17 protein-coding genes and 1 pseudogene are annotated in these 18,770 nt (G+C 66.9%); 6 read left to right on the top strand and 12 right to left on the bottom strand.

The window, feature by feature from the left end; all coding sequences use genetic code 11:
* Positions 1-341 precede the first annotated feature (341 nt).
* The gene (locus R9B84_RS36205; RefSeq protein WP_423762133.1) at positions 342-1,490 is read left to right on the top strand and encodes a hypothetical protein; all 1,149 of its coding nucleotides are present in this window, start codon (positions 342-344) and stop codon (positions 1,488-1,490) included.
* Positions 1,491-1,698: 208 nt separating this feature from the next.
* On the opposite strand, the gene R9B84_RS36200 is transcribed toward R9B84_RS36205, so the two are convergent.
* Positions 1,699-2,082: a nuclear transport factor 2 family protein gene (locus tag R9B84_RS36200; protein WP_423762132.1), complete on the bottom strand. Its 384-nt coding sequence runs from the start codon at positions 2,080-2,082 to the stop codon at positions 1,699-1,701.
* A 232-nt stretch (positions 2,083-2,314) separates the two neighbouring features.
* Entirely contained in the window at positions 2,315-3,868 is a 1,554-nt protein-coding gene (gene garD, locus R9B84_RS36195; protein ID WP_423762131.1) for a galactarate dehydratase, read from the bottom strand.
* A gap of 230 nt (positions 3,869-4,098) precedes the next feature.
* Here garD and kdgD point away from each other — a divergent pair, with 230 nt between their 5' ends.
* On the top strand, positions 4,099-5,013 hold the full coding sequence (gene kdgD, locus R9B84_RS36190; protein WP_047902363.1) for a 5-dehydro-4-deoxyglucarate dehydratase: 915 nt from the start codon (positions 4,099-4,101) through the stop codon (positions 5,011-5,013).
* A gap of 193 nt (positions 5,014-5,206) precedes the next feature.
* Here kdgD and R9B84_RS36185 read toward each other — a convergent pair whose 3' ends face one another.
* Positions 5,207-5,752, bottom strand: coding sequence for a hypothetical protein (locus tag R9B84_RS36185; RefSeq protein WP_423762130.1), 546 nt, complete (start codon positions 5,750-5,752; stop codon positions 5,207-5,209).
* Positions 5,753-6,020: 268 nt separating this feature from the next.
* Between R9B84_RS36185 and R9B84_RS36180 the strand changes: the two genes are divergently transcribed.
* Together R9B84_RS36180 and R9B84_RS36175 are read left to right on the top strand one after the other, a co-directional pair.
* The gene (locus tag R9B84_RS36180; RefSeq protein WP_423762129.1) at positions 6,021-6,218 is read left to right on the top strand and encodes a type II toxin-antitoxin system VapB family antitoxin; all 198 of its coding nucleotides are present in this window, start codon (positions 6,021-6,023) and stop codon (positions 6,216-6,218) included.
* Positions 6,215-6,585: pseudogene (locus R9B84_RS36175) on the top strand (type II toxin-antitoxin system VapC family toxin). Before R9B84_RS36180 ends, R9B84_RS36175 begins: the two are co-directional and overlap by 4 nt.
* 132 nt (positions 6,586-6,717) lie before the next feature.
* Here the strand turns inward: R9B84_RS36175 and R9B84_RS36170 are convergent.
* Complete coding sequence (locus R9B84_RS36170) at positions 6,718-8,295, bottom strand: aldehyde dehydrogenase (NADP(+)) (RefSeq protein ID WP_423762128.1); 1,578 nt, start codon at positions 8,293-8,295, stop codon at positions 6,718-6,720.
* Between the two features lie 247 nt (positions 8,296-8,542).
* On the opposite strand from R9B84_RS36170, the gene R9B84_RS36165 reads away from it, so the two are divergent.
* Positions 8,543-9,919: an MFS transporter gene (locus tag R9B84_RS36165; RefSeq protein ID WP_423762127.1), complete on the top strand. Its 1,377-nt coding sequence runs from the start codon at positions 8,543-8,545 to the stop codon at positions 9,917-9,919.
* 60 nt (positions 9,920-9,979) lie between these two features.
* On the opposite strand, the gene R9B84_RS36160 is transcribed toward R9B84_RS36165, so the two are convergent.
* On the bottom strand, positions 9,980-10,705 hold the full coding sequence (locus R9B84_RS36160) for a site-2 protease family protein (RefSeq protein ID WP_423762126.1): 726 nt from the start codon (positions 10,703-10,705) through the stop codon (positions 9,980-9,982).
* Positions 10,702-11,655 carry a DUF2167 domain-containing protein gene (locus R9B84_RS36155; RefSeq protein ID WP_423762125.1) on the bottom strand — a complete coding sequence of 318 codons (954 nt, stop codon included), beginning with the start codon at positions 11,653-11,655 and terminating at the stop codon, positions 10,702-10,704. Before R9B84_RS36155 ends, R9B84_RS36160 begins: the two co-directional genes overlap by 4 nt.
* Positions 11,656-11,849: 194 nt before the next feature.
* Here R9B84_RS36155 and R9B84_RS36150 point away from each other — a divergent pair, with 194 nt between their 5' ends.
* Positions 11,850-12,698 (top strand): helix-turn-helix domain-containing protein, encoded by an 849-nt coding sequence (locus R9B84_RS36150; protein ID WP_423762124.1) that lies wholly within the window; start codon positions 11,850-11,852, stop codon positions 12,696-12,698.
* A 6-nt stretch (positions 12,699-12,704) separates the two neighbouring features.
* On the opposite strand, the gene R9B84_RS36145 is transcribed toward R9B84_RS36150, so the two are convergent.
* From R9B84_RS36145 to R9B84_RS36120, 6 genes are read right to left on the bottom strand one after another with little or no spacing between them, the layout of a single operon-like run.
* Positions 12,705-13,337, bottom strand: a complete 633-nt coding sequence (locus tag R9B84_RS36145; protein ID WP_423763550.1) for a LysE family translocator — start codon at positions 13,335-13,337, stop codon at positions 12,705-12,707.
* A gap of 59 nt (positions 13,338-13,396) precedes the next feature.
* The gene (locus R9B84_RS36140) at positions 13,397-14,608 is read right to left on the bottom strand and encodes an acyl-CoA dehydrogenase family protein (protein ID WP_423762123.1); all 1,212 of its coding nucleotides are present in this window, start codon (positions 14,606-14,608) and stop codon (positions 13,397-13,399) included.
* Positions 14,605-15,456, bottom strand: a complete 852-nt coding sequence (locus tag R9B84_RS36135) for a hypothetical protein (RefSeq protein ID WP_423762122.1) — start codon at positions 15,454-15,456, stop codon at positions 14,605-14,607. The genes R9B84_RS36140 and R9B84_RS36135 overlap by 4 nt, the downstream gene beginning before the upstream one ends.
* A gap of 54 nt (positions 15,457-15,510) precedes the next feature.
* Entirely contained in the window at positions 15,511-16,167 is a 657-nt protein-coding gene (locus R9B84_RS36130) for a methionine ABC transporter permease (protein ID WP_047902352.1), read from the bottom strand.
* The gene (locus R9B84_RS36125; protein ID WP_423762121.1) at positions 16,160-17,335 is read right to left on the bottom strand and encodes a methionine ABC transporter ATP-binding protein; all 1,176 of its coding nucleotides are present in this window, start codon (positions 17,333-17,335) and stop codon (positions 16,160-16,162) included. The genes R9B84_RS36130 and R9B84_RS36125 overlap by 8 nt, the downstream gene beginning before the upstream one ends.
* An 18-nt stretch (positions 17,336-17,353) precedes the next feature.
* Complete coding sequence (locus R9B84_RS36120) at positions 17,354-18,766, bottom strand: LLM class flavin-dependent oxidoreductase (protein ID WP_423762120.1); 1,413 nt, start codon at positions 18,764-18,766, stop codon at positions 17,354-17,356.
* Positions 18,767-18,770 lie beyond the last annotated feature (4 nt).

The following is an 18,770-nucleotide window of genomic DNA, read 5'->3' as shown; positions in this document are numbered from 1 at the left end:
GTGACCGACGCGCCAATTCAATCTACCTCATATGATCTGACGGGTTACGTTCAAGCTCATCGTGTGCTTGCTGTGAATGTATTATTAAGGCTCACGCCATATCAATAAAAACAAAACCAACAACTATCGCGATCAATAGATCGAAAAGCTGAACACTTTCCAAACCAATCTCGACACTTCTACTCACCTTATCCATCAGCATCCGAACCAAACCGAATAGGCATCCAATGAATAATGTCGAAAAAATCCGGCGAGCCCTAACTGCGATCGCGACTGCGAACCAGGGAGCCTCATTCAAAAATATCATTGAATCAGATCGAGAATGCTTCCGAGGCTTGCACGTGACTTACGCCACTCGGGCTACAACACTCGACATCCAAGATATACAGCTCGATAAAATCGAAAATGAATGCCCATTACTGAAGAGCTTCTTCGATGGAACCGGGCTTTTGTTCTACACCGATGATATTTATCAGCAATCATTGAACGGCAAGGCACCGATAAAAATCGATTTCTCCATCAGCCTTGACAAAAATGTAACCGATGCGATTCGCTTGTTTGTCGAAGGCAAGCAGCCGTCACAACCTCAAAACCTGTACAAGCTGCTGCACCTCGCCTGCGGGCGTGGAGAAAGAAGTTTCAACTTCGATTACCTTGCCTACCTCTCCGAAGAATTCGAGCATTTTTCAGTGAAAGGGAACAATCGCCCCATTCAGACCTTGAAGGCGCTCAAGAAACTCGATCACTTTGCTCCCGGTGCGCTGGACGAACCACCGGGCAAGCCGATATTCACTGTATCTGACGACGAGATCGACACGATCGTCCAAGACACGCTCGATACCACCGTGTTTTCCCAGCCCATGCACTTTCTGCAGACACGTCGACTGGCAACCTACGTTGTGCTTTTGAAGGCCGCATTGCTGAATTGGCACGGACAGCATAGCGAGCCTGTCCAGGCACTGGAAGAACTGGTGAGTTTCAGCCTCGAGACTCTGGGTAAGTTTCCCAAGGCGGAAATCTACTTTGCGTGGAAATTGCTGGGTGGCGCTGGTGAGGTCCCTCAATTCTTCACTCCGGTAACTCAGCCGACTTTGAAATCGCTCGAACGCTTGCGCAGCATGTCATGGGACTTGACGTTGTTCAGAATGGCCGAGCTCTTGTCAGCGACACCACGGTCAATCGGAACTAACAATGCCGACTTCTTTGTCCCCTTCGTGGCCTCCTACGACAGCAAATTTCGAGAAATGGTCGACGCCTGCCCATTGCGAGCAATCGTAATCGACTACGCATTCAAGGTCGTCAATCTCGTCTTCCGCGATGAATTGCAGTTTCAGCTCGACCTGTCAACTGCGTCCGAGCGAGTCATGCGAAAGCTCAACGACCAGCATGCGTCCGCACATCGACTGCATCGCGACCTCGACCACGAACAGCTGGAACGCGCGATGCGCACGCTCGAACAGGATGCTCTGGCGCACCTCGCCACTTGCTAACGTCATCCGACCTCATCCCGTATCGTTGCTTGTCAGCGGTTCAGCACGGCGCTAGCAGTTGGGAAAGCGCGCACGTACGGCCTTGATGCAGTCAGTTGTCGTGCGCGCATCGCCAACGTTTTGTCGTCTAGCTTGATTGCACCCAATCGACGCCTTGGGTGCACCCTCGGGCTTCCAATAGCAACTCCTGATTACGTGTGCTCGCTGCTCACACCATGGCAGCCGGCATTTCGTCGATGAAACCCGTGACCGACGCGAGACGGCCCGACGCGTCGACGATGCCGAAGTCCGAGCCCTTCACGATCGCCGCGCCGTCGGGCGACACGAGCGCCCACGAGAACCGCAGGTGCTGGCCGAACGCGTCGACGTCGGTCGTGCGGCGAAAGCGGTATGCGGGGAAGCGCGCCTGCACGGCCGAGATCATCGTGTCGATGCCCGCGTGGCCGTCGCCGGCCATCAGCGGATCGCGATAGGCCGCGTCGCTCGCGTAGGTTGCGTCGATCAGCGCGCGGCGGCGCGCGACGTCGGGTTCGTTCCATGCGTCGAAGTAGCGGTCGATCAGGTCGGCGTGAGCGGCTTGGGCGGTGTTCATGGCGAGGCTCCTTGTGTCGATGAGGGGACGATGCCGCGAACGTTTCGTGTCCGCGTGCCGCTATCGTCGCCGGCCTCGTGCGGGCGGTCGATTACGTGCGAGGTAAGGAATTCGTGCCGGCCACGTCGAGTACGCCAGCCGTTCGATCTGACGGACGACGCGCAGCGGCGCCGATTCGATCTTGCGCAATGAAAACGGGCGCCCGCCTGGCCTGCCGTCACCACCGCGCGCGTCAGGTCACCGGCGCCGGATTGAACAGCGTCAGCGCATTCGCGAGCTTCCATTGCTCGGCCCACGTGCGGCGCTTGCCGCTCGCGACGTCGAGCATCAGCCGGAACAGCTCCCAGCCCACGTCCTCGATCGTGGCCGTGCCGGTCGCGATCTGCCCCGCGTCGAGATCCATCAAATCATGCCAGCGTCGCGCGAGATCGCTGCGCGTCGCGACCTTGATCACCGGCACCTGCGCGAGACCGTACGGCGTGCCGCGACCGGTCGTGAACACGTGCAGGTTCATCCCCGCCGCGAGCTGCAGCGTGCCGCAGATGAAGTCGCTCGCGGGCGTCGCCGCATACAGCAGCCCCTTCTGCCGCGCGCGATCGCCGGGTCGCACGACGCCGGCTATCGGCGCGCTGCCCGATTTCACGATCGAACCCATCGCCTTCTCGACGATGTTCGACAGGCCGCCCTTCTTGTTACCGGGCGTCGTGTTCGCGCTGCGATCGACGCGGCCGCGCTGCAGGTAGCAGTCGTACCAGTCCATCTCGCGGATGATCTCGCGCGCAATATCTTCGTTCGCCGCGCGCGACGTGAGCTGCGCGACGCCGTCGCGCACTTCCGTCACCTCGGAGAACATGATCGTCGCGCCCGCGCGCACGAGCAGGTCGGCCGCGAAGCCGACGGCCGGGTTCGCGGTGAGCCCCGAGAACGCGTCGCTGCCGCCGCACTGCACGCCGACGACGAGGTCCGACGCGGGGCACGTCTCGCGGCGGCGGCGGTTCAGCCGCTCGAGATGCGCTTCGGCCATCTTCATGATCGAGTCGATCATCGAGTTGAAGCCGACGTGCGCGGCGTCCTGCAGGCACACGACGCCGCCGTTGTCGGTCGCGCCGTCGGCGGCCACCGGAATCGTGCCGGGCGGCAGCAGGCGCTCGGGCTGCAGCTTCTCGCAGCCGAGGCTCACGGTCATCACCGCGCCGCCGAAGTTCGGGTTCAGGCTGATGTTGCGCAGCGTGCGGATCGGGATGTCGGCGTCGGGCGCGTCGATCGCGACACCGCAACCGTACGTATGCTCGAGCCCGACCACGTCGTCGACGTTCGGGTAGCGCGGCAGCAGCTCGGCCTTGATCCGCTTCACTGCATGTTCGACAACGCCCGACACGCACTGCACGGTCGTCGTGATCGCGAGGATGTTGCGCGTGCCGACCGAGCCGTCGGCATTGCGGAAACCTTCGAACGTATAGCCTTCGAGCGGCGCCAGCGGCGGCGCGGCACGCGTCGCGAGCGGCAGGTCGTCGAGCCCCGGCGGCTCGGGCATGCGCATCGTGCGTTCGTTGACCCAGCTGCCGCGCCGCAGGTCGGTCAGCGCATAGCCGATCACCACGTTGTAGCGGACGATCGGGTCGCCGGCCGCGAGGTCGGCCAACGCGACCTTGTGCCCCTGCGGCACGCCTTCGCGCAGCGTCAGCCCGTCGGCGAACGTCGCGCCTTCGCGCAGGCCACCGTCGTTGACGACGATCGCGACGTTGTCGTCCGGGTGCACGCGGATGTAGAGAGGGGAAGCAGTCATCGGAATTCCTGGAAGCGACCGGTCATATCGTTAGTCATCATACGACATTCACCCCCAGCCGGCGATGCTGCGTAAACCCTTATCCGGAAAGACCCTACTACCGAACCGCCAGCAAACCGCTTGCGCCACCTTTCCCCTCGTTGTACGATGACATACAACGACATCGCCAATGTGGCTCGTATGCCGTTCCCGACGAACCCAGCACTCGCGCTAGACGGACGACCCCAACCATGACTTCACCGCAAGAACTCAAACAGATCATCTCCCACGGCCTGCTGTCGTTTCCGCTGACCGACTTCGACGCCGACGGCAACTTCCGCCCGACCACCTATGCCGAGCGCCTCGAATGGCTGGCGCCGTATGGCGCGAGCGCGCTGTTCGCGGCCGGCGGCACCGGTGAATTCTTCTCGCTCACGCAGCGCGAGTACTCGGACGTGATCCGCGTCGCGACGGAAACCTGCAAGGGCAAGGTGCCGATCCTCGCCGGCGCGGGCGGCGCGACGCGCGTCGCGATCGAATATGCGCAGGAAGCCGAGCGCCTCGGCGCGAGCGGCGTGCTGCTGATGCCGCACTACCTGACCGAAGCGAGCCAGGAAGGGATCGCCGACCACGTCGAGCAGGTGTGCCGCGCGCTGAAGATCGGCGTCGTGGTGTACAACCGCGCGAATTCGAAGCTGAACGCCGACATGCTCGAGCGCCTCGCCGACCGTTGCCCGAACCTGATCGGCTTCAAGGACGGCGTGGGCGAGATCGAGAGCATGGTCACGATCCGCCGCCGCCTCGGCGACCGGTTCGCCTACCTCGGCGGCCTGCCGACGGCCGAAGTCTATGCCGCCGCATACAAGGCGCTCGGCGTGCCGGTGTACTCGTCGGCCGTGTTCAACTTCATCCCGAAGACGGCGATGGATTTCTACGAAGCGATCGCGAAGGACGACCACGCGACGGTCGGCCGCCTGATCGACGATTTCTTCCTGCCGTACCTGAAGATCCGCAATCGCCGCGCGGGTTATGCGGTCAGCATCGTGAAGGCGGGTGCGAAGCTCGTCGGCCACGACGCGGGCCCCGTGCGCGCGCCGCTCGTCGACCTCACCGAGGCCGAAGCCGCGGAGCTCGATGTGCTGATCAAGAAGATGGGCCCGCAGTAAGGGCGGGTGTGGCCGGCGTGGCGCCGTTATCGGCGCCGCGGCCGGCTGTTGTTGCGTCGCGCGCCGGTTTGACCCTGTCGCGGCCGTTTGGATCGGCACCTGCGCACGCATCCGCCACGATGCGTGCACGCCTCCACCGCAGCACTCCGCCGCTCCGCCCGACGCCGCCCGCTTCGCGGGCCGGCCCTCCCCGTCACATCTGCGCGATGATCCCGACGATCCGGTAGCGCACGTTCCCCAGCTTGACCCGCGTCGCGTCGATCTGGTCCTGCGCGCCCGCACGCGCCTTCGACTCGCCGTCGAGAATCTGTCCGAGCACGTCGCGGTCGACGACCGCATCGAAGAACCGGCCCACCGTGATCGTCGCCGACTGCTTCGCGGTCGCGAGCTGGCTGTTCGCCTGCGTCAGCGCTTCGGCGCGCAGGCCCTGGTCGCGTTCGTCGATGCTGCGCCGGTATTGGAGCGCGAACACCAGCGCTTCCATGTCCTGCCGGAAACGTCGAACGGCCTGCCCGAACACGAGCGAATGCGCGTCGGCGCCCGTGACGAGCCGCCCCTGGTTGATCGTCACGTCGAACTCGCTGCCGCCCAGGTCGCGCTGGAATTCCAGCAGCGCATTCGCGAGCACGCGCCCTTCGCTGTATTGGCCGATCTGGGTGCGCACGGATTTCGCGACGTCGCCGATCGCTTTCCACAATCCGGCCGCGAACAGGTGATCGCCACGCTTGTTGATGTTCATTGGAGGGTTCCCTCGTTGTCTTTTGTCGGTCTCTCAGGCTCGCCCGCGGACCGCATGGTCCGGGGCTTCGCTACTGTAGGAGAAATTCGGGGGACGCGGAAGACGGCAAGATCGACGGCAGCCTTGCGTTTCCAGCGCCGCCACGCCGACCGCCTGACTCATCATGCTGCCCCGACACGGCGCCGGGCCATCTCCCGGTCAGCGCAAGGCATCACCATCGACATCAATTGGTGACATAGTTGATGCACTCATCTTTCGAAAGCCGATCATGCGCACCACCTTGTCCCTGGACGACGCCCTGCTCGCCAGAGCGCAGCAGTTGACTGGCATCACCGAAAAGTCGGCGCTGGTCAGAGAAGCACTGCGCGCGCTGATTGTCCGCGAAAGCGCACGACGGCTGGCTCGTCTCGGCGGCACCGAACCCGACCTCGAATCCGTCCCGCGCCGCCCATCGGAGCGAGCATGATTCTTGTCGACACCTCCGTCTGGATCGATCACCTGCGAGCCGGCGATGCAACGCTCACCTGCTGCTGGAAGCCGAGCGGGTATTGATCCATCCGTTCGTCGTCGGCGAGCTTTCGCTCGGCAGCCTGCGCGATCGCCAGACCGTACTGGACGCGCTGCGCGACCTCCCCGCTGCCACATCCGCAACCGACGACGAAGTTCAACGCATGATCGACGTCGTGCCGCTTCACGGGCTCGGCATCGGTTACGTCGACGCACACCTGCTCGCTTCGGTTCGACTGACCAGCGGCAGCAAGCTGTGGACACGCGACCGGCGCCTGCTGGCCGCAGCCGACCGCCTGCAACTCGCCGCTCACCCCGCCCACTGACCGACGAGATCGGCGGCACGAACGCCCGCCATGCAAAAAGGCGGAAGCGGCCCACCGGCCACTTCCGCCTTTCTGTTTTCCCGCCCCTGCGCACCGGCCGCCGGGGATCGCGCCCTCAGTCGATCCGGCCCGTCACTCCGCCTTCCCGTCCCGCAGGCGCGGAATCGCGAGCGGATTGCGTTCCTGCAGCCCGTCGGGCAGCAGGTCGTCCGGGAAGTCCTGGTAGCACACGGGCCGCAGGAAGCGCTCGATCGCCGTCGCACCGACCGACGTGACGGCCGGGTTCGACGTCGCGGGGAACGGCCCGCCGTGCACCATCGCATCGCACACCTCGACGCCGGTCGGATAACCGTTGACGAGCAGGCGCCCGGCCTTGCGTTCGAGGATCGGCAGCAGCCGGCGTGCGAGCGGCTTGTCGTCGGCGTCCATTTGCAGCGTGGCCGTCAACTGGCCTTCGAGCGCGTCGAGCACGCGCGCGACTTCGTCGAGATCGCGGCAGCGCACGATCAGCGACGCCGGCCCGAACACCTCGTGGCTGAACGCCGGCTCGGCCAGGAACGCCTGCGCGCCGACTTCGTACAGCGCGCCGCCCGCCTGGCATTCGGTCTGCGCGGCCTCGCCCGCGCCGATTTCGCGCACGCCCGGCAGTTCGGCCAGCTTGCCGCGGCCGTTGCGATACGCATCGGCGATGCCGCGCGTGAGCATCACGCCGGCCGGCTTCTTCGCGAGCGCCTGCGCGGCGACGGCTTCGAAGCGGTCGAGGTCGGGGCCGTCGATCGCGAGCACGAGGCCGGGATTCGTACAGAACTGGCCGACGCCGAGCGTCAGCGAATCGACGAAGCCCGTCGCGATCGCGTCGCCGCGCGCGGCGAGCGCGGCCGGGAACAGCACGACCGGGTTGATGCTGCTCATTTCCGCGTAAACGGGAATCGGCTGCGGGCGCGCATTCGCAAGCTGCACGAGCGCCATGCCGCCCTGCCGCGAACCCGTGAAGCCGACGGCCTGGATCGCCGGATGGCTGACGAGCGCGGCACCCGTCACGCGGCCGGGGCCGATCAGCAGCGAGAACACGCCGGCCGGCATCCCGCATTTCGCGACAGCGGCGCGGATTGCGCGACCGACCAGCTCGGACGTGCCGAGGTGGGCCTCGTGCGCCTTCACGATGACCGGGCAGCCGGCCGCGAGCGCCGACGCCGTATCGCCGCCGGCCACCGAGAACGCGAGCGGGAAGTTGCTCGCGCCGAACACGACGACGGGCCCGAGCCCGACCTTCTGCAGCCGCAGGTCCGCGCGCGGCAGCGGCGTGCGCGCAGGCTGCGCGGGATCGATCGACGCGGCGAGGAAGCGCCCGTCGCGCACGACGCGCGCGAACAACCGGAGCTGGCCGACGGTGCGGCCGCGCTCGCCCTGCAGCCGCGCGACGGGCAGGCCCGTTTCGGCGTGCGCACGCTCGATCAGCGCATCGCCGAGCGCGACGATTTCATCCGCGATCGCGTCGAGAAACGCCGCGCGGGCCGCGAGCGGCTGCGCGCGGTACGCATCGAACGCGTCGCGCGCGAGTTCGCACGCGCGGTCGACGTCGGCCTGCGTCGCGACGCCGAACGCCGGCGCATCGATCGGCGCGCCCTTCGTCGGGTCGAACGCGAGCAAGTTACCGGCCGAGCCGGTCACCGCTTCGGCGCCGATCAGCATCTCTCCTGTCAGTTGCATGGGGTGTGCTCCGTGGTTCGGGAATGATGGGTTCATTGTAGCTCAACAGATACGATGTCTGCCGACGTGATTTCGCGATTCATGCTGGTCGTCGATCTTGCCACACTATGCGTGAATCCCTTACTGATTCAGCCTATGCCCAAATTTTGACCACTTTACGTCGCGCTTCAAAGGGAAAACCCGAGGTTTCTGAGCGCGATCAACCCTCATAAACTTCCGCCCATGTCATACGATGACGTACATTAAAGTGCCCAATCAAACCTCCCCTCGCGATCTTCCGATCGACCTCGCGCGCACCGCGCGCCGGACCGCCGTGCGCTACTGGATCCTGGCGATGCTGTTCGTCGTCACGACGCTCAACTACGCGGACCGCGCAACGCTGTCGATCACCGGCACGCCGATCCGCCAGGCGTTCGGCATCGATCCGGTGACGATGGGCTACATCTTCTCGGCGTTCAGCTGGGCGTACGTGCTCGCGCAACTGCCGAGCGGCTGGCTGCTCGACCGCTTCGGCGCGCGGCGCGTGTATGCGGCGAGCATCTTCCTGTGGTCGGCGTTCACGCTGCTGCAGAGCACGATCGGCCTCGGCGGCAGCGCCGCGTTCGCGGTCGCCGCGCTGTTCGCGATGCGCTTTGCGGTCGGCATCGCCGAAGCGCCCGCGTTCCCCGCCAACGCGAAGGTCGTCGCGAGCTGGTTCCCGACCGCCGAGCGCGGCACCGCGTCGGCGATCTTCAACGCCGCGCAGTATTTCGCGGCCGTCGTGTTCTCGCCGCTGATGGCGTGGCTCACGCATGCGTACGGCTGGCACCAGGTGTACCTGTGGCTCGGCCTCGCGGGCATCGCGCTCGCGTTCCTGTGGTTGCGCGTCATGAAGGATCCGGCCGACCATCCGGCCGTGAACCGCGCGGAACTCGACCATATCGAGCAGGGCGGCGGCCTCGTGAGGTCGAAGTCACGCGGCACCGGCGCCGCGTCCGAAGGCAGCCGCGTCGCCGGCTGGTACTACGTGCGTCAGCTTCTGTCGAACCGGATGCTGATCGGCGTCTATCTCGGCCAGTACTGCGTGAACGTGCTCACGTACTTCTTCCTCACGTGGTTCCCGATCTACCTCGTGCAGGCGCGCGGAATGTCGCTGCTGAAGGCCGGCTTCATGACGTCGCTGCCCGCGATCTGCGGGTTCCTCGGCGGCGTGCTCGGCGGGATGCTGTCGGACGGGCTGATCCGCCGCGGCGTGTCGCTGACGCTCGCGCGCAAGATTCCGATCGTCTGCGGGATGGCGCTGTCGATGGTCATCATCGGCTGCAATTACGTCGACAGCGAAGCGCTCGTGATCGTACTGATGGCGGTGTCGTTCTTCGGCAAGGGGATCGGCTCGCTCGGCTGGGCCGTGGTCGCGGATACGGCGCCGAAGGAAGCGATCGGCCTGTCGGGCAGCCTGTTCAACATGTTCGGCAACACGGCAGGCATCGTCGCGCCGATCGCGATCGGCTACCTCGTCGGCGCAAGCGGCTCGTTCAACGGCGCGCTCGTGTTCGTCGGGCTGAACGCGCTCGTCACCGTGTTCAGCTATCTCGTGATCGTGAAGGACATCAAGCGCGTCGAGCTGCGTCATCGCGACGCTTGAGCTTCTGATGAAGGGAAGGAAGACGACGGCGGCCGCGCAAATGCAGCCGCCGTTTTTGCGTCAGGTCGCGGAATGCACGACGCGCAGCATGTCGTGCACGCCGGACGTCATCAGCGCGAGGAACGCGAGCAGGCCGACGTAGCAAAGCGCGTACGTCGTCTTCGTCTCGATCGACGTCGCGTAGTACACGCGGTTCTCCGGCGAGTCGGGATCGTAGCGCCACGCGCGCTTCAACTGCGGCAGCGCGAGGATCGCCATCACGATCAGCAGCGGGCTCGGGCGATACACGAACAGCGCGATCAGCACCGGCACGCCCGCGAACCAGATGCGCGGCGACAGCACCGCGGTGATCCGCCCGCCGTCGAACGGCGACAGCGGAATCATGTTGAACAGGTTCAGGAAGAAGCCCGTATACGACAGCGCGAGCAGCAGGTTGCTGTCGTAGTGGCGCGCGGCCGCGTAGCAGGCCAGCGCGCCGAGCGTGCCGACGAACGGCCCGGCGAGCCCGACATACGCTTCGGTTTCCGCGTCGTGCGGCATCTCCTTCAGCTGGATCCATGCGCCGACGAACGGGATGAACGTCGGCAGCCCGACGTCGAGCCCGCGCCGCTGCGCGGCCAGGTAGTGGCCGGCTTCGTGCACCAGCAGCAGCGCGACGAAACCGGCCGCGAACCGCCAGCCGTAGAACAGCGCGTAGACCGCGATCGACGCCAGCATGGTGCCCGCCGAAACGAGCACCTTGCCGAGCTTGAGGCCGCCGAAGATCAGCAGCAGCAGCTTCGTCATTCCTTGCGCTCCGGGCCGGATACGTCGGACGCGTCGGCGACGGCCGGCACCGCGGCCGCCTTCGGCTTGCGCCCGAAGAAGCGCTTCAGCGCCGCGCCGCCGGCCAGCAGCGCGACCGCGCCGATCTTGAAGAACTTCACCGCAAACGCGCCGATCAGCGCGAGCAGGCCGAGCTTCTTCGCGCCGACGCCGACGATCAGCGCCGCGAGGCCGTACTCGGCGACGTGGTCGGTCGACTTGTTGAAATCGGCGTAGCGCTTGCCGTCGCTGAAGCTGATGTTCGACAGCAGGTCGTCGGCCGACGCCTTGTACTTCGGCAGATCGGCCAGCGTCGACGCCATCGTCAGCGACAGGTAGCCGTCGCGGCCGAGCACGAGCGTCCGGTAGTTCACGCCGTCGTTCTGGGCGTTCGGCGCCGCGCCCTTGTCACGGATGATCGCCGACCACACGAGCCGGTGCGTGGCCGCGTCGTACGCGGGCGCTTTTGCCCAGCCGACCACCTCGGTTTCGGGCAGGCCGCGCTCCTTGCGCGCCGGGTTGTTTTCCTCGGTGCCGGCCTGCAGGCTTTTCAGCAGGTCGTCGGGCTTCCAGTCCTTCGCGTCGTCGTCGCGGATGTAGCCGCTCGGCTCGAACGACACGACCGAGATCCAGTCGGCGTCCGGATCGTCGGGCAGCACGAGGCCGACCAGCTTCGATTCGTCGATCGAGTTGCCCATCGAACGCAGGTAGCGGCCGGCTTCGGCCGCCGGCACGAACGACTCGCCGGCCTTCAGCTTCAGCACGGCTTCGTGTTTCACGTCGATGTCGGTCGGCCCCTTCACGACGGCCTCGTTGGCGGCCGCGGCGGCGGCCCTCATTTCCACCTGCGCAGCTTCGGTCTGCGCATGGCCGCTGGTCGCGGCAAGTGCGAGCGTCGCCACGCAGGCGAGCCGGACGGCAAGTTTTTTCATTGTTGGATTCCCCTGGAATGCCTTGTTGTGAATGTGCACGACCCGGCCCATGCGTTGTCGTCGCGGGTCCGGCGTCGCCTCTCAGTTGGCACGGGGGCTATGGTAACGCAGCGCCGGGACGCGCCCGGGGAGCTGCGCGATGCTTACGTCGCAGGTAATGCCCAACGCGCGCGGGATTGCCTATCATCTGCTGCATGAACCCGACCGCCGCCCTCCATTCGCCCTCCCCGTCCGCCGGCCGCGCCGCCGGCATCGGCCCGCTGCTGCGCACGTGGCGCCAGCGCCGGCGCCTGAGCCAGATGGCGCTCGCGCTCGATGCGGAAGTGTCCGCGCGCCACCTGAGTTTCGTCGAATCGGGCCGTGCGCAGCCGAGCCGCGAGATGGTGCTGCATCTCGCGGAGCGGCTCGACGTGCCGCTGCGCGAACGCAATGCGCTGCTGGTGGCGGCCGGCTTTGCGCCGCTCTTTCGCGAGCGGCCGTTCTCGGATCCGCAGCTCGATGCCGCACGCCATGCAGTCGAAGCCGTGCTGCGCGGCCACGAGCCCTACCCGGCGCTCGCGGTCGACCGCCACTGGACACTGCTCGCCGCGAACCGGATGCTCGGCGCGCTGGTCGCGCAGGCCGATCCGTCGCTGTTGCAGCCGCCCGTCAACGTGCTGCGGCTGAGCCTGCATCCGGACGGCCTCGCGTCGCAGATCGTCAACTGGCATGAATGGCGCGCGCACATCCTGCATCGGCTGCAGCGGCAGATCGATGCAAGCGGCGACCGCACGCTGCATGCGCTGCGCGACGAACTCGCCGCGTATCCGGCGCCGGCCGGCCAGCCCGACGACACGCACGCGCGCACCGACTTCGCGGATATCGCCGTGCCGCTGCGGCTGCACACCGCGGCCGGCGAGCTGACGTTCTTCAGTACGACGACGGTGTTCGGCACGCCGGTCGACGTGACGCTTTCAGAACTCGCGATCGAGGCGTTCTTTCCGGCGAATCCGGAAACGGTGGACGCGATGCGGGCGCTGGCGGACGCGTTGGCGGCGCAATAACCGCCGTCAGCGGCGCTCGAACGCCAGCTTCGCGCGCAGCGCCAGCAGGACCACACCGCTGACGCGATGCATGCGGGTCAGGATGCGCGGATTGCGGCGAATCGACGCCGACAGCAGGCCGGCGAACAGCGCGACCGGCCCCTTGACGAGAAACGTCAGGCCGGCAAATGTCGCACCCAGCACGAACAGCGACAGCATCGGATGCGCGGCGCCCGCGGCCACGAACTGCGGCAGGAACGCCAGATAGAAGAGCGCAACCTTCGGATTCGACACGTTGGACAGCGCGCCTTGCGCAAACGTACGCAGCCGCGATTCTGGCGCACCGCGGCTGCTCGCGAGCGTCAACTCGCCGGATGACCGCAGCAACGTGATGCCGAGGTACAACAGATACAGCGCGCCGATCACCCTCGGCGCGGTGAACAGCCATTCGGATGCCTGAAGAAGCGCGCCCAGCCCGAGCGTCGCGAGCATCATGTGCACGAGCAGCCCGACGCTGACGCCCGCCGCGGTCACGAGGCCCGCGCGCGTGCCGCCTGACAGCGTGCGCGACATCACGAGAACAATGTCCTGGCCCGGCGTGACGATGATCAGAAGGGACGGGGCGATGAACGGCAGCCAGGATACGGCAACATGGGAGATCTCCTGAAGGGGATTACCGGAGCGGGAATCGCGCGTCGTATGCAACGCCAGCGCGTTGCTTACGTATAGAGCGACGCCGGCGGCAATTCTCCCGTCAGCGCGAACCGGCCGACATCGCGCAGCCGGTAGTCGAGCGGATCGTGCAGCGTATGCGTGCGCGCATTCCGCCAGAAGCGGTCGAGGCCGAGCGACGCGGCCGTCGCGCGCGCGCCGCATGCATCGAACAACGCCTCGCCGTTGTCGAGCGCCGCGCGCTGCGCGACGATCTTTGCGTCCGATACCGCTAGCGCCACCTCGGCGCGCTCATCCGCCGTCAACGCATCATGCCGCGCCCACGCGTGCTGCAACGCGCCGGCCGCACGATCGGCCAGCGCCGCCGCGGCAACGGCCCGCACGCGCATGTCGCCGAAGCGCTGCAATGTGTACGGATCGTCGCTCGCCTGCGCGGCGTCCGAATGAATCCACGGGCGGCCGTGCGTCAGCACATAATCGCGCGCCTCAACCAGCGCGCCTTCCGCGAGCCCGACGAACAGGTTCGTCAGCACGAGCTGCGACACGAGCGTGCGCAGCGTCGCGCGCGGCGTCGGCGGCGCTTCGGAACGGTGCAGCACCTCGTCCGGCGCGAGCGTCACGCCGTCGAAACGCACGCTGCCGCTGTCGGTCTGGCGCTGGCCGATCGGATCCCAGTCGTCGTTGACCGCGATCCCCGGACGATCGGTCGGCACCACGCCGAACACGGTGCGGCCGGTTTCCGGATCGTGCGCGGACACCGTCATCCGCTGCGAGCCGCGCGTGCCCGAACAGAAGCCCTTCACGCCGTCGAGCCGGTAGCCGCCATCCGGCGTCGCGGTGGCAACGAGCCGCGTGTCGAGCGGATTGACCGCATTGCCCCACCACCAGCGCTGCTCGACGGTGCCGCGCAGATAGCGTTCGCGCTGCGCGGCGCTGCCCCACACGTCGACGCTCACCACCTGCAGGCATTGAAACCCAACGAGATGCGCGAGCGCGCTGTCGACCCGCGCGATCTGCCGGATCGCGTCGTAGATCGCGGGCCACGCGGCTTCCTGCCCGCCGAACGCGCGCGGCACCGCAAGCGTCAGCAGGCCCGCATCGGCGAGCCACTGCTTCTCCTGCGCCGCGTGACCGCCCGCGCGGTCACGCGCGGCGGCAGTTGCGCGCAGCGCGTCGATAACGCGTGCCAGTGCGTCCGGATCGATTGCTGACACATCCGTTGCCGCGGCGAGCGTCGCCGGGCCGCGTGGATCGTTCATGCGACGGCTTCCTGTTCCTGGGTCGAGACGGCTTCCGACAACGGCACGAGTTTCCCGAGTTCGCGCCTGCCGGTCAACCGCGACAGGATCTCGCGCCGCCAGTCGTCGTAGATAGCGCGGTATTCGTCGATATCCGCGCCGAACACGTGCGCGGTATGCGCGTACTCGTCGTGCAGATAACCGTCGAGCCGCGCCTGCGTTTCCTCGTCTGCAGCGATCACGCGATCGATCAGCGCTTCGCGTTCCGCCGCCGGCAGCTCGGCGAGCTTGTCGAACCACCACTGGACGATTTGCACGCGATGCCACTCCTCGTCCGGCCGGATCCGGTTCTCGCCGTGCTCGCGCATCGCGCCGTCGCCGATACGGCCGGTCTTGCGCTGGATCCACAGCTTCGCGAGGATGTGCAGCTCGTAATGCCATTCGAACGCGAGAAAACCCGCGACATCGCGCACCGCGATATCGCCGATGCGCGCCCAGTGCGCGGCGACGAGCCGGTCGACTTCCGGCAGCGGATCGCGCCCCGTCAGTTCGGTCACGCGCACGCGGCCGATCACCGCGTGCGCGCCGTCGTCGCCGAGCTGGCGCGACAGGATCAGCTGGAAATGCGGATCGTCGCGGAACAGCGTGTCGATCGCCTTCGCGACGACCTGCACGATGAACAGGTCGTGCGACGCCATCTTCGTGTAGTAGTCGGCGACGGCGGCCAGTTCGTCCGCGTTGCGCGGCTCGCGCGGCGGCGTGGCGAGTTTGTCGGGAAAGCCGGGACGATGGCGTCGCGCCACGTCGAGAAACAGCGCTTCCTCGAATTGTCCGTTCCATTCGCGCGGCGCGCCGATGGGCAAGGTCATGGGTAGGGTTCTCTCAGGATCATGAATGAAGCGAGCGGACGCTCGTGGCGTCGCTCAGGTACGCCGGGTCACGCGTCGGACCAGGCGGTCGCCCGTGATTTGCACGGCCGAAACGAGTGCGATCAGGATCACGATCACGGTCACCATCACCGTGGTATCGAAGCGCTGATAGCCGTAGCGGATCGCGAGATCGCCGAGCCCGCCCGCGCCGACGGCGCCCGCCATCGCGGTCGAGCCGATCAGCGCGACGACGGTGATCGTGAAGCCGCCGAGCATGCCGGGCAGCGCCTCCGGCAGCAGCACGTGCCACACGATGTGGCGACGCTTCGCGCCCATCGCGAGCGCGGCCTCGATCAGCCCGCGATCGACTTCGCGCAGGCTCACTTCGGCGATCCGCGCGAAGAACGGGATCGCGGCGATCGACAGCGGCACGACGGCCGCCCATACGCCGATCGTCGTGCCGATCAGCACGCGCGTGAACGGCAGCAGCGCGACGAGCAGGATGATGAACGGCGTCGAGCGGAACACGTTGACGAGCGCGCCGAGCACCGCGTTCACGCCGCGCCGCGCGTAGATGCCGCCGGGTGCGGTCGTCACGAGGATCACCGCGAGCGGGATGCCGATCAGCGCCGCGATCGCGGCCGACGCGGCGACCATCGACAGCGTGTCGCGGATCGCGTCGAGCAGTTCGGGCCACCAGAGCTCAAACATAGCCGAGCACCTCCGCGTGATTCGCGTGGCGGCGCGCACGCTCGAGCAGCGCGGCGACCGCGCCGCGTGCAGACTGTGCGCCCGCATCGTCCGTGCCGGGCGCGGCCGCGATCACGAGCCGCCCCTGCGCATGCCCCTGGATGCGCTCGATCCCGCCGTGCAGGAAACGCACGGAGCCGCCGAGCGCCGCCGCGAGCGCGCCGACGTCCGGCTCGCCGCCGCTTTCGCCCGTATAACGAACGTCGAGCACGACCTGCGCGCCGTGCGGCAACGCGGCCTGCTCGGGCAACGGCTGCACGCGCGCGGCCAGTTCGGCCGGCAGGTCGTGCACCAGTGTGCTGAGCAGCGCGCGCGTCGCGCCGTGGCGCGGATCGCCGAACACGCGCCACACGGGGCCCGTTTCGACGACTTCGCCCTGTTCGATCACCGCGACCGTGTCGCACACCGCGCGGATCACTTCCATCTCATGCGTGATCAGCACGATCGTCAGGCCGAGGCGGCGGTTGATGTCGGCGAGCAGCGCGAGGATCGACTGCGTCGTCTCGGGATCGAGCGCCGACGTCGCCTCGTCGCACAGCAGCACTTCGGGATCGTGCACGAGCGCGCGGGCAATGCCGACGCGCTGCTTCTGCCCGCCCGACAGGCTCGCCGGATATGCGTCGCGCTTCGCGGTCAGCCCCACGAGTTCGAGCAGCGCGTCGACCTTGCGCACACGCTCGGCCTTCGGTACGCCGGCGATCTTCAGCGGCAGCGCGACGTTCTCGAACACCGTCTTCGCGGACAGCAGGTTGAAATGCTGGAACACCATGCCGGTGCGGCGGCGCAGTGCGACGAGCCCGTCCTCGTCGAGCGCGCCGACGTCGACGCCCTGCACGCGCACGCGGCCCGAACTCGGCCGTTCGAGCCCGTTCACGAGCCGCAGCAGCGTCGACTTCCCGGCGCCGCTGCGACCGATGATCCCGAACACCTCGCCACGCCGCACGTCGAGCGTCACGTCGCGCAGCGCGGCGGCCTGGCCGCGCGGCGTCGCGAACACCTTGCCGACGTGCTCCAGCGACACGGCCACACCGTCGGTCGGCGCGGCCGCCACTTCATGCACCGTCGCAGCGGCGCCGGCGCGCGCGGCCGATGCGTCGATGAAACCCAGCGTATCGAACAATTGCGTCATCGCTTCGCTCCGTCACGTTCAGGCATGCGCGGGATGCGCGGGTTCGGGCACGGCGGCCGGCCGATGCTGCGCGCCGGTGTGCCACGCAGGCAGGCGCGCACCCGCGCCGAACAGTTTCTCGCGCAGCGTCGGCGCGGGATCGTAGTCTTCCTTGTAGACGCCGCGGTTCTGCAGCTCGGGCACGACCCAGTCGACGAAATCCTCGAACGATTCGGGCATCACGGTGCGTGTCAGGTTGAAACCGTCGATGCCCGTCTCGTCGATCCACGACTGCAGCTCGTCCGCGACCTGCGACGGCGAACCGACGATCGGCGCATAACGACCGCCGAGCGACATCTGTTCGAGCATCCGGCGCACGGTCCACGTGCCGGTCGTGCTCTTGCGCGAGATCGCGTCGACGGCCGACTGGATCGAATCGGTCTTCACGTACGAGATCGGTTCGTCGAGGCCGTACTTCGCGAAGTCGATGCCGGTCGAGCTCGCGAAATGCGCGAGGCCGGCTTCCGGGCTCGCGTAGCGCCGGTATTCGTCGAATTTCTCGCGTGCGAGCCGCTCGGTCTCGGCCGTCACGACGCTCACGCCCGCGAAGATCCGGATCGACGCCGGATCGCGCCCCTGCCGCGCGGCAGCCGCGCGGATGTCGAGCGCCGCCGCGCGCGCGGCGGCCTTGCTCTGCCCGTTCACGAACACGCATTCCGCGTGCCGGCCCGCGAACTCGACGCCGCGCGCCGACGAACCGGCCTGGTACAGCACCGGCGTGCGCTGCAGCGACGGCTCGCTCAGGTGGATCGCGTCGACCGAATAGAACGGCCCGTCGTGCTTCACGCGCCGCACCTTGCCCGGCTGCGCGAACACGCGCGCCTGTGCATCGCGGATCACCGCGTCGTCGTCCCAGCTCTGTTCCCACAGCTTGTAGACGACGTCCATGTAGTCGTCCGCGCGCTCGTAGCGGTCGTCGTGGCCGATCTGCTGCGCGAGGCCCATCCCGCGCGCGGCGCTGTCGAGATAACCGGTGACGATGTTCCAGCCCACGCGCCCTTTCGTCAGGTGATCGAGAGTCGACATGCGGCGCGCGAACAGGTAAGGCGGCTCGTAGGTCAGGTTCGCGGTCACGCCGAAGCCGAGATGCTTCGTGACCTGCGCCATCGCGGGCACGAGCAGCAGCGGATCGTTGACGGGCACCTGCACCGATTCGCGCAGCGCGGCGTCGGGGCCGCCGCCGAACACGTCGTACACGCCGACGATGTCCGCGAGAAAGATCCCGTCGAACTTGCCGCGTTCGAGCGTCTTCGCGAGATCGGCCCAGTAGTCGAGATCGGTGTAGTGCGCGGAGCGGTCGCGCGGATGCGTCCACAACCCGTGATTGATGTGCCCGACGCAGTTCATGTTGAACGCGTTGAGCAGGATCTTCTTCCGGTTCGCCGTCGTCATGTGC

This window comes from Burkholderia sp. NLJ2, from assembly GCF_049487195.1.
Classification (GTDB): Bacteria; Pseudomonadota; Gammaproteobacteria; order Burkholderiales; family Burkholderiaceae; genus Burkholderia; species Burkholderia pyrrocinia.
The sequence above is the reverse complement of the archived record's forward strand: the minus strand, read 5'-3'. Positions and strand labels throughout refer to the sequence as shown.